Source organism: Caldimonas sp., from assembly GCF_046291045.1.
Taxonomy (GTDB): domain Bacteria; phylum Pseudomonadota; class Gammaproteobacteria; order Burkholderiales; family Burkholderiaceae_C; genus Caldimonas.
Window position 1 is genome coordinate 1 of the sequence record NZ_JBKBSL010000056.1, and the last position, 12,511, is coordinate 12,511.

14 protein-coding genes are annotated in these 12,511 nt (G+C 69.6%); 4 read left to right on the top strand and 10 right to left on the bottom strand.

The window, feature by feature from the left end; genetic code table 11:
* The 5 genes from ACK4ZD_RS14530 to ACK4ZD_RS14550 form a co-directional block, all read right to left on the bottom strand.
* On the bottom strand, positions 1–901 hold a 901-nt coding region (locus ACK4ZD_RS14530), incomplete at its 3' end, for a lipase secretion chaperone (RefSeq protein WP_409663603.1).
* A gap of 1 nt (position 902) precedes the next feature.
* Positions 903–1,838 (bottom strand): lipase family alpha/beta hydrolase, encoded by a 936-nt coding sequence (locus ACK4ZD_RS14535; RefSeq protein ID WP_409663606.1) that lies wholly within the window; start codon positions 1,836–1,838, stop codon positions 903–905.
* 157 nt (positions 1,839–1,995) lie between these two features.
* Positions 1,996–3,453, bottom strand: coding sequence for a sensor histidine kinase (locus ACK4ZD_RS14540; protein ID WP_409663638.1), 1,458 nt, complete (start codon positions 3,451–3,453; stop codon positions 1,996–1,998).
* A 72-nt stretch (positions 3,454–3,525) separates the two neighbouring features.
* Positions 3,526–4,197 (bottom strand): response regulator, encoded by a 672-nt coding sequence (locus ACK4ZD_RS14545; protein WP_409663609.1) that lies wholly within the window; start codon positions 4,195–4,197, stop codon positions 3,526–3,528.
* 56 nt (positions 4,198–4,253) lie between these two features.
* Positions 4,254–4,739: a MarR family winged helix-turn-helix transcriptional regulator gene (locus ACK4ZD_RS14550; protein ID WP_409663612.1), complete on the bottom strand. Its 486-nt coding sequence runs from the start codon at positions 4,737–4,739 to the stop codon at positions 4,254–4,256.
* Positions 4,740–4,876: 137 nt separating this feature from the next.
* On the opposite strand from ACK4ZD_RS14550, the gene recA reads away from it, so the two are divergent.
* Both recA and recX read left to right on the top strand, forming a co-directional pair.
* Entirely contained in the window at positions 4,877–5,992 is a 1,116-nt protein-coding gene (gene recA, locus ACK4ZD_RS14555) for a recombinase RecA (protein ID WP_409663614.1), read from the top strand.
* A gap of 6 nt (positions 5,993–5,998) precedes the next feature.
* Entirely contained in the window at positions 5,999–6,451 is a 453-nt protein-coding gene (gene recX / locus ACK4ZD_RS14560; RefSeq protein WP_409663616.1) for a recombination regulator RecX, read from the top strand.
* A 17-nt stretch (positions 6,452–6,468) separates the two neighbouring features.
* Here recX and ACK4ZD_RS14565 read toward each other — a convergent pair whose 3' ends face one another.
* Positions 6,469–8,013 (bottom strand): M48 family metalloprotease, encoded by a 1,545-nt coding sequence (locus ACK4ZD_RS14565; protein ID WP_409663619.1) that lies wholly within the window; start codon positions 8,011–8,013, stop codon positions 6,469–6,471.
* 132 nt (positions 8,014–8,145) lie between these two features.
* Here ACK4ZD_RS14565 and moaC point away from each other — a divergent pair, with 132 nt between their 5' ends.
* Positions 8,146–8,649, top strand: coding sequence for a cyclic pyranopterin monophosphate synthase MoaC (moaC, locus tag ACK4ZD_RS14570; protein WP_409663622.1), 504 nt, complete (start codon positions 8,146–8,148; stop codon positions 8,647–8,649).
* Positions 8,650–8,690: 41 nt separating this feature from the next.
* On the opposite strand, the gene ACK4ZD_RS14575 is transcribed toward moaC, so the two are convergent.
* The 3 genes from ACK4ZD_RS14575 to ACK4ZD_RS14585 form a co-directional block, all read right to left on the bottom strand.
* A complete protein-coding gene (locus tag ACK4ZD_RS14575) occupies positions 8,691–9,659 on the bottom strand; it encodes a Bug family tripartite tricarboxylate transporter substrate binding protein (RefSeq protein ID WP_409663625.1) in 969 nt (322 codons plus the stop codon).
* A 123-nt stretch (positions 9,660–9,782) separates the two neighbouring features.
* Entirely contained in the window at positions 9,783–10,589 is an 807-nt protein-coding gene (locus tag ACK4ZD_RS14580) for an HDOD domain-containing protein (protein WP_409663627.1), read from the bottom strand.
* Between the two features lie 14 nt (positions 10,590–10,603).
* Positions 10,604–10,981 (bottom strand): hypothetical protein, encoded by a 378-nt coding sequence (locus ACK4ZD_RS14585; protein WP_409663630.1) that lies wholly within the window; start codon positions 10,979–10,981, stop codon positions 10,604–10,606.
* A 192-nt stretch (positions 10,982–11,173) separates the two neighbouring features.
* On the opposite strand from ACK4ZD_RS14585, the gene ACK4ZD_RS14590 reads away from it, so the two are divergent.
* Complete coding sequence (locus ACK4ZD_RS14590; RefSeq protein ID WP_409663633.1) at positions 11,174–11,842, top strand: protein phosphatase CheZ; 669 nt, start codon at positions 11,174–11,176, stop codon at positions 11,840–11,842.
* Here ACK4ZD_RS14590 and ACK4ZD_RS14595 read toward each other — a convergent pair whose 3' ends face one another.
* Positions 11,843–12,343 carry a MaoC family dehydratase gene (locus ACK4ZD_RS14595; protein ID WP_409663635.1) on the bottom strand — a complete coding sequence of 167 codons (501 nt, stop codon included), beginning with the start codon at positions 12,341–12,343 and terminating at the stop codon, positions 11,843–11,845. It abuts the gene before it with no gap.
* Positions 12,344–12,511 lie beyond the last annotated feature (168 nt).

The following is a 12,511-nucleotide window of genomic DNA, read 5'->3' on the forward strand; positions in this document are numbered from 1 at the left end:
GCTCGCGCTCGTCGAAATGGCCGGCGATCCAGCCCTCGATGGCGTCGCGGCGCTGCGGCTCGGACAGGTGGGCGGCCTGCTGCAGCGCATGCACCTGCTCGCGGGCCTGGGCCAGGCGGGCCTGCCAACGGGCCTCGGCTTCGTCCTCGGCGCGCAGGCGTTCGGCCGCCTCCGCGCCGAACTGCGCGATGCGCCGCCGGTGCAGCTCGTCGGCGCTGAGCTGGGGGTCGGGGTGCAGCAGCGGGTCCGGCACCGAGGGGGCCGGCGAGATCGTCTGCAGCCCTTGCTCGATGCGGCGCCGCATCGCCTCTTCCTCTTCGCGGTAGAAGGCCTCGGCCCAGACCGGGCCCAGGATCTCACGGCGCACCCGCTGACGCTCGGCCAGCGCCTGGGCCCAGCTGCGCGGGTCGTCCAGCCGGGCCGCCGTGGCATGGCGTCTGTCCTGCAGCGCGATGTAGCGCTCCCACACGGCCATGATCTCGGTGCTGGCCTGCGGCCCCACGTCGCGCAGCGTGCGGTCGAGCAACCAGGCGGTCAGCTCATCCAGGTTGACCTCGCCCAGCGTGGTGAGCAGTTGATCGAAGCGGCGGCGCAGAGCCAGGCTCGGCTGCAAACGGCCCTGGGCATCCACGCCCCAGTCGCCGTCCAGCGATGCCTCGCGCAGCGAGCCGTCGACGAAAAGGGCGTGGTCCACATCGGCCACCGAGCGCGCCAGCGCCGGGCCGAGGCTGCGCAGCGGCGAGGGCGCCGCACCCATCAGGCTGAAGCCTTCGGCCCGGCCCACGGGTGCCGCCGCGGGAGCCGGCGTGCTTCCGTCGGGGGCCTCGCGCAGCAGGCCCCAGGCGAGTGCTGCCGCCACCGCGGTGGCACCCAGCGTCAGCGCAAGGGGGCGAGCGGCCATCTCACAGACCGGCCTGCTTGAGCCGGTTGGCCTGGGTGCGGTAGAAGGCCACCGGGTCGGGCGTGAACAGTCCGCGCAGGCCGAAGGCCTGGTTGACCTCGTCGAGGTGGTTCCAGGGGTAGTTGTCGCGCAGCACCACGCCCCAGCGCGAGGAGCAGCGTCCGACCAGACCGTCGTTGTCCTGGCCCCAGAAGGCCAGGGAACTCAAGCCCAGGAAGCCGTCGCTCGGATCGAGCACATTGGTGAGCACCGAGGTGCCGCTGGCCGAGTAGTAGCGCACGCCGTTCACGCTGGACGGGCCCTGGCCGCAGTAGCTCGTGGGCCGGCCCTGAGGGAAGCGCTGGTTGAAGGCGGCGCTGCCTTTCGTGGTGAGCGAGATCATCGCGGCCTCGGAGTTCTGCGGCAGCCCCGGCGAGCCCGACAGCAGACTGATCACGCTGGCAAAGCCGTTGACCAAGGCCGCGACCGTGGCGGTCGTGCCCGTCACCCCGGTGCCGGCCTGGATGGCGTCGGCCACCGGGCTGCCCAGGTGGGGCGTGCCCACGGTGGTGACCGAGGCGACGAGGTCGGGCGCCACGGCCGCCACGTAGCGGATGGTATGGCCGCCGTGGCTGTGACCGATGAGATTGAACTTCTGGTGCCCGTAGGCGGCCTTGAGGCGTCGCAGCTCGGCCAGGAGCTGCTCGCCACGCACCTCGCTGGCGTTGGCAGCCGATTGCTGCGTCACGTACACGCGCGCGCCGCCGGCGCGCAGCGCCGAGGGGATGCCGTACCAGTAGTCGATCGGCCCGAGAGCGTCGAAGCCGAACAGGCCGTGCACCAGCACGATGGGATGGCGGGTCTGGGTGTAGGTGTCGGCTTGGGCCGACAGGGGCAGCGCGGCGGCGGTGACCAGGCAAGCCAGGGCCAGCGCGCTTCGATGGAAGCGTCGTTTCACGGGGTGTCTCCTCGGGATCAGGGTCCACGCTCGACTGCTGCAGCAAGGCCCGTGCAGGGCCCGCCGTGGCGTGGTGAGCGCATTAAAGAACGGCCGTTCTTTTTTGCACACCCGTGTTTTCCCAGAGAAGCCCAGGGAGGGCTTCCCCGATCAGCGATCAGGGATGCACCTCCTGCGGATCGGTGGGCACGCTCGCCGCGGCATCGCGCGTCATCGCCTCGCGCGCCACCGGGAAGCGCACCGTCACGCGCGTGCCGCGGGCCTCGGCGGGGGCGGGTCGCACGTCCTCGATCGAGACCTCGGCGCCGTGCTGTTGGGCGATCTCGCGCACGATGGCCAGGCCCAGGCCACTGCCGTCCACCTCGGTGCCCAGGGCACGGTAGAAGGGCTGGAACACGAGCTCGCGCTCGTTCTCGGGAATGCCGGGGCCGGAGTCCTCCACCTGCAGCACCACCACCTGGCCGAAGGGGTCGTGCAGCACGCGGACCGTGACGGTGCCGTCCTGGGGCGTGTAGAGCAGGGCGTTGTCGACGAGGTTGCGCACCAGCTCCTTGACCAGCAGCGGGTTGCCGCGCAGCAACGAGCGGCCGGCCGGCCCCAGGCCGCGCTGCGGGCCCTCGTAGCCCAGGTCGATGCGCTTGTCCATCGCGCGCGGCACGAAGTCGCGCACCACCTCGGTGGCGATCTCGCCCAGCGGCACTTCGTGCCGGCGCGGGGCCTGGCCCTGGTTCTCGGCGCGCGCCAGGGCCAGCAGCTGGTTGACCATGTGCGCGGCGCGCTGGCTGGAGCGCGCGATCTGGCGCAGCGAGCGCTTGAGTTCCTGCGGATCGCGCTGGCCGGCGTCGATCTCGCGCTGCGCCAGCTCGGCCTGCATGCGCAGGCCCGCCAGCGGCGTCTTGAGCTGGTGGGCCGCGTCGGCCAGGAAGTGCTTCTGCGTCTTGATCGACTGGTCCAGGCGCGCGAGCAGGTCGTTGATCGAGCGCACCAGCGGCGCCACCTCCTCGGGCGCTTCATGCTCGTCGATGGGGCTGAGGTCGTCGCTTTGGCGACGCCGGATGCGCTGCTGCAGCTCCGACAGCGGCGCGATGCCGCGCGACAGCGCCAGCCACACCAGCACCACCGCCAGCGGCAGGATCACGAACTGCGGCAGGATCACGCCCTTGATGATTTCGGTGGCCAGGTGCGAGCGCTTGTTCAGCGTCTCGGCCACCTGCACCAGGGCATGCTGACCTTCGTCGGCGCCGGGCACCTCCACCCAGACGTAGGCCACGCGGATGGGCACGTTGTCGATCTCGTCGGCACGCAGCTTTACCCTGCCCGGGTCGTGCGGCTCCTCGACCACCGGCACCGGCAGGCTGCGGTCGCCGCTGACGAACTCGCCGCGCACCCCCAGCACCTGGAAGTAGATGTCGTCTGCGTTGTCGGCCTTGAGGAACTCCGAGATCGTGGGCGGCAGCTGGAGCACCACCTCGTTGTGCGAGACCGCCACCTGCTGCGCGAGGTTGCGCGCCGTCTCGGTGAGCGCGCGGTCGAAGGGTCGGTTGGCGATGTTCTCGGCCACCACCCAGGTCAGGCCCACGCTCATCGGCCACAGCAGCAGCAGCGGCGCGAGCATCCAGTCGAGGATCTCGCCGAAGAGCGAACGCTGTTCGCGGGCCAAGGTGGGATGCCTGTGAGTCTTGCTGCGCTACTGCGGGATCTTCTCGAGGCAGTAGCCCAGGCCGCGCACGGTGGCGATGCGGATGGGGCCCTGCTCGATCTTCTTGCGCAGACGGTGGATGTAGACCTCGATGGCGTTGTTGCTCACCTCGTCGCCCCACTCGCACAGGCGCTCGACGAGCTGGTCCTTGCTCACGAGCCGGCCGGTGCGCTGCAGCAGCACCTCCAGCAGGCTCAGCTCGCGTGCCGACAGCTCGATCATCTGGTCGTTGATGTAGGCCACGCGCCCGGTCTGGTCGAAGGTCAGCGGCCCGTGCTTGATCAGCGTGGAGGCCGTGCCCAGGCCGCGGCGCGTCAGCGCCCGCACGCGCGCCTCCAGCTCCTGCAGCGAGAAGGGCTTGGCCATGTAGTCGTCGGCGCCCAGATCCAGGCCCTTGACGCGCTCGTCCACACTGTCGGCGGCCGTGAGGATGAGCACCGGCGTGGACGTGCCCCGTGCGCGCAGCCTGCGCAGCACCTCCAGGCCGTGCAGTTTGGGCAGGCCGAGGTCGAGGATGACGAGGTCGAACTCGTGCGACGCCAGCGCCGCGTCGGCCTCGGTGCCCGAGCCGACCTGGTCGACCGCGTAGCCCGCGCCGCGCAGCGAGCGCAGCAGGCCGTCGGCCAGCACTTGATCGTCTTCCGCGATCAGGATGCGCATGGCTGTCTCCTGTGAGTGCAAGGATTTTAGGGGGATTGCGCCTCAGCCGGCTTGCCTCAGGCCGACCAGGCACCCGCATAGGCCTCCAGGCCGAGGGTCACGACGGTGGCGATCTCCGGGCCGACCTCCTTGCGGAACTCGGCTTCAGCTTGCATCACCGCACGTCGAAAGGCGTCCAGCCAGGCCAGGCCGACGGGCGTGAAGCGCACGAGCCGGGCGCGGGCGTCGCGCGGGTCGGCCTCGCGCACGACCAGGCCCCAAGCCTCGCATTGGTCTACCAGATCGCCCATGGCCTGCTTGCTCATGCCCGCGCGCGCGGCCAGCTCGGTCAGGCGCGAGCCCTCCAGCGCCAGGTGGCGGGTGATGTGGATGTGCGCGGCTGTCACCTGCTGGCGCGCCGCGAGGTGGGCCAGCGCCAGCGGCACCTCCACGTCGCGGGCCATCAGCGCGAGCACGCGGACATCGAAGCGCCGCATCGCATGGCCCAGCAGGCGGCCCAGGTGGGTCTGGCGCCAGGTGTCATCGGGCAGGGAAGGGGACATGCCGATATCGTAAGGCAAACTGACTAAAAAATCTGTTTACTCGCAAGTACGTTCCCCGCAGAATACTGTTCATGCATCCAGCCTGTGTGTAAAGACAGGCTCCCATGACACCCATTGCCGACCTCAAGGAGAGACCCGTGGACGCACCCGTCAAGGCCCTGAACACCGAAAAAGCCAAGGCCCTGCAGGCCGCGTTGGCCCAGATCGAGAAGCAGTTCGGCAAGGGCTCGATCATGCGCCTGGGCGAGGGCGAGGCCGTCGAGGACATCCAGGTGGTGTCCACCGGCTCGCTGGGCCTGGACATCGCCCTGGGCGTGGGCGGCCTGCCTCGTGGCCGCGTGATCGAGATCTACGGCCCTGAATCCTCGGGCAAGACCACGCTGACGCTGCAGGTGGTGGCCGAGATGCAAAAGCAAGGCGGCGTGTGCGCCTTCATCGACGCCGAACACGCGCTGGATGTGCAGTACGCGCAGAAGCTGGGCGTGAACCTGCAGGATCTGCTCATCAGCCAGCCCGACACCGGCGAGCAGGCGCTCGAAATCGTGGATGCGCTCGTGCGCTCGGGCTCGGTGGACCTCGTCATCGTCGACTCGGTGGCTGCCCTCACGCCCAAGGCCGAGATCGAAGGCGAGATGGGCGATGCCTTGCCCGGCCTGCAGGCCCGCTTGATGAGCCAGGCCCTGCGCAAGCTCACCGCCACGATCAAGAAGACCAACTGCATGGTCATCTTCATCAACCAGATCCGCATGAAGATCGGCGTGATGTTCGGCTCGCCCGAGACCACCACTGGTGGTAATGCGCTGAAGTTTTATGCCTCGGTGCGCCTGGACATCCGCCGCGTGGGCTCGATCAAAAAGGGTGAGGAGGTCATCGGCAGCGAGACCAAGGTCAAGGTCGTCAAGAACAAGGTCTCGCCCCCGTTCAAGACTGCCGAGTTCGACATCCTCTATGGCGAAGGCATCTCGCGCGAGGGCGAGATCATCGATCTGGGCGTGAACACCCGCGTGCTCGAGAAGTCCGGGGCCTGGTATGCCTACAACGGCGAGAAGATCGGCCAGGGCAAGGACAATGCCCGCGAATTCCTGAAGGAGAACCCGGATCTCGCCTTCGAGATCGAGAACAAGGTGCGCGAGGCCCTGGGGGTGCCGGCGCTGGCGGGCGCCGCGGCCCCGGCGGCCGACAAACCCGAAAAGGCCGCTGGCAAGGGCAAGGCCCGGGCCGCCAAGGACGCCGAAGTGTCCCTGGAGGAATGATCCGGCGTGGGCTTTGCCAAGCTCTCCCTCAAGGGCCGGGCGCTGAAGTACCTGGCCCAGCGTGAACATTCGCGCGTGGAGCTGGCGCGCAAGCTGGCTCCGCATGCCGATGACGCGGACGACATCGACGCCGTGCTCGACGCCCTGCAGGCCGCAGGCTGGCTGAGCGAGGAGCGCTTCGTCGAATCGGTGCTGCACCGCAAGGCGGCCCGCCTGGGCACGGCGCGCATCCGCCAGGAACTGCAGGGTCACGGTCTGGCGCCGGAGGCGGTGGCCGGGGCCGTCGAGCAATTGCGAGGCACCGAACTCGAACGCGCTCGTGCCGTCTGGACGCGCCGTTTCGGCGGCGACGCCCCCACCGATGCCACCGAGCGGGCGCGCCAGATGCGGTTCCTGGCTGCGCGCGGCTTTGCCATCGAGGTCATCCGCCGCGTGGTGCGCGGCAGCGAGGACGACTGAGGCGGTTCACGCCCCGGTCAGCGCCCCATCTCTTCCCGGCGCCGCTGCAGCCACTCGGCCTCGATCTCCCGCAGCCGCACGTCGATCACCGAGGCCTCGATGAAGTCGGCAGAGCCTTCGGCGGGGCGGCCCAGTCGCTGCGCGGCGCGCAGACGGTCGATCGCGCCTTGCAGATCGCCGAGCAGATAGCGCGCCTCGGCCTGGGCGCGGATGCCGCGCAGCGGCTGGCCCAGGCGTTCCCAGGCCTGCCCGAGCAGTTCCCAGGCGCGGTGGTCGCGTGGATGCAGCGTGGCCCAGGTCTGCAGTTCCTCGGCGGCGCGCCGCCACGAGCCCGGGTCGGCGCCGCTGTCGGCCAGGACGGCCTGGGCCCCCAGCAGCTCGCCGGCGCGCGAACCGTCGCGGCGGTGGGGGGCCAGCGCGGCCTGGGCCTGGGCAGCTTCGCCCTGGGTCAGGGCCAGGTCGGCACGGACCAGGGCCAGGGCCCGGGTTGCACGGGCGTCGCCTTGCACCAGGGGCTGGGCACGTTCGAGCGCGTCGCGCATGCGTGCCCAGTCGCGCATGACGGCGGCGGCGTGGGCTTCGGTGCTGGCTTGCAGTAGCGCGCCGGCGCGGCCCGGCAAGGCGGTGCCGTCGGCGCCCAGCCAGTTGCGAGCGGCGTCGGGGCGCGGGTCCATCAGCACGCGCGCACGGCCTTGCATCAAGGCGTGCTCCAGCGTGGGCGCCGGTGGTGTGCGGCCGTTCAGGCCGGTGCGTGTGCGGGCCTCGCCGATGCGCTCGCTGGTCAGGGGGTGGCTGCGCAGGTAGGGGAAGGCGTTGTTGTCGTTCAGGCGCGAGACCTGCTGCAGCCGCTCGAACATGCGGGGCATGCCCAGTACCGAGAAGCCGGCGCCTTCGAGCAGGCCCAGGCCGATGCGGTCGGCCTCGCGCTCCATGTCGCGCGAGAAGTTGAGCTGGCCCTGCAGGGCGGCCGCCTGGCCGCCGGTGATGAGGGCGCTGGCCGCGTCGGGGCTGCGGCTGGCGGCCATCACGCCCAGGATCATCGAGGCGATGGCGAGCATGGACTGCTGGCGCTGCTGGGCCAGGCCCCGGGCGATGTGCCGTTGCGTGACGTGCGCCAGTTCGTGCGCGAGCACGGAGGCGAGTTCGTCGCCGGTGGTGGTCATGCCGATCAGTCCCAGGTGCACGCCCACATAGCCGCCGGGCAAGGCGAAGGCGTTGACCGATCGGTCGCGCACGAGGAAAGCCTCCCAAGCGAAACGATCGGAGAGTTCGCTCGAGAGGTCGCCGCGCGCACGGGCGGCCGACAGCAGGGGGCGCCACAGAGAGAGCAGATAGTCTTGCAGCACCACGTCGTCCAGGTAGGCCGCATCGCGGCGGATCACCTGCATGATGCGTTCGCCGAGCTGGCGTTCGGCGGCGGGGCTGAAGTCGGCCGAGACGGTGTCGCCCAATGCGGGCAGGGCGGTCGTGGACTGGGCCGCCGCGGGGCCCAGGCTGCCCAGCCCCAGGCTCAGGGCAAGCGTCAGACAGGTCAGGCGGTGACGGTTCGACAAGCGGTGCATGGAGCGGACCTTACCAGGGCGCAAGGCCCGGTTCGTGGCAGTCGGCCCCATTGGAAACCGGGGAGACGGTGAGGTTCGGCGTCTTTACAAGAGGGAAACATCTCCGGCGGGTCTCGCTATCATGCACCGATCATGAATCATTTTGCTCCAACCCCTGCGGCCGGCGGTCTGACGCATTTCGATGCGCAGGGCCAGGCCCACATGGTGGACGTGGCCGCCAAGGACGTGACGCACCGTGTGGCCGTGGCCGAAGGCCACATCGAGATGCTGCCGGCCACGCTGCAGGCCATCGTGGCCGGCACGGCCAAGAAGGGCGACGTGCTGGGCATTGCCCGCATCGCCGCCATCCAGGGCGCCAAGCGTACGGCCGACCTGATCCCGCTGTGCCACCCTTTGCCCATCACCCGGGTGGCGGTCGATTTCGAGGTCGATGCCGCGGCCTGCCGCGTGCGTTGCCGCGCCCAGGTGGAGACGCTCGGGCGCACCGGCGTCGAGATGGAGGCCCTGACCGCCGTGCAGGTGGGCCTGCTCACGATCTACGACATGTGCAAGGCCGTGGACCGGGGCATGACCATGGGCGGCATCCGCCTGCTGGAAAAGCACGGCGGCAAGTCGGGGTCGTACGTGGCGCCGTAGCGTGTGCCGGCCGCCACGGCCGCCGGCACATCGCGGGGCGGTCAGCTCGGCTTGGCCAGCCCGAGCTTTTCGATCAGGGCCTTCTCCTTGGCGAAGGTCTCCTCGGCAAAGCGGGTGTATTGGGCCGAGTTCATGTACATCAGCTCCTGGTCGTACTTGGCCAGGGCTTCCACGTGGTTGGGCATCTCCATCGCCTGCTTGAAGGCGTCGTGCAGGGTCTTGACCAGCCCCGGATCCATGCCCTTGGGCGCGCCGATGCCGTAGGGCGAGGCCTGCACGATGCCCAGGCCCAGCTCCATCAGGGTGGGCACGTCGGGGAAGCGCTTGAGCCGTTTGGCCCCCCAGGTGTTGAGCAGGCGCAGCTTGCCGGCTTCCACGTGCGGGGCAAAGCCGGTGGAGTCGGCGCCGGCCATGAGCTGGCCGCCCAGCAAGTCCTGCATCAGCGGGGCACTGCCACGGTAGGGGATGTGGTTGAGCTGGATGCCCAGCTTCTGCGCGATCTCCTCCATCGTCAGGTGCGGGCTGGTCAGCGCGCCGGTGGAGCCGTAGCTGAGCTTGCCGGGGTTGGCCTTGGCGTAGGCGACGAAGTCTTTCCACTCCTTGAAGGGCGAGTCGGCCGGCACCACCACGCCGAAGGCATAGCCGGTGATGCACAAAACATAGGTGATGTCCTTGACCGGATCCCAGTTGATCTTGGTGGTGTAGGGCAGGCGGAACACGCCCAGCGGGATCTGCGCGAGCGTGTAGCCGTCGGGCTTGGCGGTTTGCAGCGCCTGGGCGGGCAGGGTGCCGCCGGCGCCGGAGCGGTTCTCGATCACCACGGTCTGGCCAAGGATCTTGGAGGCGTTCTCGGCGAGCACACGCATCGTGATGTCGGTGGGACCGCCGGCAGGGAATGCGATCAGCAGCTTGATCGGTTGGCTGGGGAAGGCCTGGGCCCGCACCCAGGGGGCCACGCCCAAGGCCACGGCGGATCCGCCCAGGGCACGCAGGATGTGTCGACGCTTCATGGAATCACCTCGAAAGCCAGGGAAAACGAGGATGACACCCCCCTACGGCTGGGACCACCCGGATTTGTCCTGAAAACTTGTCGCGCAGGGGTCAGGGCGGTCGGCCCGGTTCCGATCTGCAGTTCACAGGCGCGTGGACATCACGCACTGCACCTCGCGGGCCGTCTGCATCAGGGCCGCTTCATCCAGCGGCGCGAGCGCTGCGACGGCCGGCACGGCCGCTTCGAGCATGTCGGGAGCGCGCAGCAGGTAGTGGGCCACGGTGGACAGCGCACACAGCGGCCGGGCTGCGGGCAGGCTGGGCCAGGTGCCGCCGCTGTGCACGGCCACGTGGTAGCGCACGCAGGCGATGGCCGCCGGATCGAGCATCCAGGTTTCGCACAGCGCAGCCCCCAGCGCATCGTGGCTCACACCGAAGGCCTGCATCTCCTGCAGCACCAGCAGGTCGTCCGACGGTGCGGCTTTGAGCATCGGTCCGTAGCGCTGCGGGGCATGCCGCAGCATCACGGCCTTGCCGCATTCTTCGAACAGCCCGGCCGAATGGGCCACGAAGGCGTTCAGCCCGAGCTGGCGGGCCATCAGCCCCATCAGCAAGCCGCGCCGGCTCGCGCGCGTCCACAGGGCATCCAGTTCGGGCGTGCTCGGGAATACCGAGCGCAGGCCCATTTCGTAGGCGATCGCCGCGACCTGGCTGCTGCCGAGGTACTGCAGGGCCTGCTGCACGGTGCGCACTTGGTGGCGCAGCCCGTAGATGGGCGCGTTCAGGGCCTTGAGCACGGCCGCGGCCAAAGCCATGTCCGTTTCGATCAGACGGGCCATGGCGATGAAGTCCACCTCGTCCTCGGCCAGCAGCAGCGAGAGCTGGACCAGCACCTCGGGCCGGGCCGGCAGATCGATGTTCAGGGCGCGCAGGGCCGGATCGACAGGCATGACCCGAGCAGCATTCAGCGTTTGCGCAGCTGCAGCGACACCTGGGTGTCGGCCGCACCGCGGTTGACCCAGACCCAGCACACCCTCTGCGCGCGCGGCACGTCCAGGGCGTCGCGCGCCTCGCGCACGGCACTGCGTGTGGCGCCGCCCACCACCTGCCGGGTGCGCGCGTCGCGCAGAGTGAAATCCACCGGCCCTTGCGCGACGAATGCCCAGACCACCCGCTCGCCCGAGGCGAGCCGGCTGCAGGCTTCGTGTTCGGATTGGGAGGCGATGGTGAAGACGAGGCTGGCGGCGCCCTGAGCATCCCAGCGCACGTCCTCGGCCTGTGTGACCCCGGCACCCAGCATCAGGGCAAGGGCTGTCAGGCACCACAATGTCGGCTTGGCCATGGGGAGGGTCCATCGGCCGAACGGCGGCCATTGCGCGCACTGTAGCGCAGCGCGGGCTGGCATGTCCCCCTCGGACGTCCTGGCATGGCGGCCCATGATGGGAGACTTGGGGCGCCTTTGGCAGAATCTCCGGGCCGGCGCCTCTGGCGACAGGGGCGGCCCTTTCGCGTCTCCGTACTCTCCCGAACTTCCATGCAGACCGATTCTGGCTCGACGCTCACCATTTCCAAGGACGAAGCCTTCGTGTGGCTGGGCCGCATCACGCGCCAGCTCCACGAGGCGATGCTGGCCTTGGGGGCGGGCCAGGAGTTGCACCATGTGGCCCAGGAGATCCCCGATGCGCGCGAGCGCCTGGCCTATGTGGGCAAGATGACCGAGGACGCGGCCAACAAAGTGCTCAACCTGGTGGACGAGGCCAAGCCCCGGTGCGACGAGATGGCGGCGCAGGGCCGTGAGCTGGCGCAGAGCCTGCGCCGCCTGGCCGAGACCGCGGATCTGTCGCCTCAGCGCTCGCGCGCGATGATGAAGCTGTGTGCCGACTACGCCGAGCGCGCGGCCGGCTTTGCCGACGCACAGGGTGAGATCCTCAGCCAGATCATGCTGTCGCAGGACTTCCAAGATCTCTCCGGCCAGGTCATCAAGAAAGTGATCGACATCATCACCCGCACCGAGCGCCAGCTGCTGGACCTGCTGGTGGCCAGTGCCCCCGAGCAACTTCAGGGCGTGGGAGGAGGCGGTCCGGTCGAGCGTAGCAAGCCGGCCAGCGTACCCTCCAGCCAGGAACTCGCCGGTCCGCAGGTGCCCGACAAGGCGCTCAAGCAGGACGAGGTGGACGACCTGCTGGCCTCCCTCGGTTTTTGATCAGGCCGCGTCCGGCGCCGACACGCCACGGCGCCGGAACATGCCCCAACCTTCCATGCGCAGCACCACCTCGTCCTCGCCCGAGGGGCGGCGGGCGATGGCCTCCCACTGCGTGCGCACCAGCCCCACGTGCGGTTTGCTGTTCATCGGTCGCGCTTCCAAGGTCTCCATGCGCACGCGCAGCACGTCGCCGGGATAGACGGGCCGCAGCCACTGCAACTTGTCCAGTCCCGGCGAGCCCAGGCTGGCGGCTTCCAGCAGATAAGCGTCGCACATCATGCGCATGACCATCGCGCACGTGTGCCAGCCGCTGGCGGCCAGGCCGCGGAACAGCGGGTGGGCGGCGGCTGCGGTGTCGTCGAGATGGAAGGGTTGGGGGTCGAATTCGCGGGCGAAGCGGATCACCTCGTCGCGCTCGACGCGCTTGGCGCCGAACTCGCGCACCGTGCCGGGAGCGAAGTCTTCCCAGTACCAGCGGGGGGCGGGGCTGTGCGGATTCAAGTTGGACGGTTCAGGGGTTCGGTCCAGGGCGCCGTGGCGGGCGGACAGCCAAAGCGGCGTTGCGTCCCGGCAGGCGCAAGACTTGCACTGTACCCGAGATCGTGCGGCGTCGGGTCTGCGGCCGCCCGATGGGGCCGCAGGCGAGACAGCGCGCCGCATTTTGCCTAG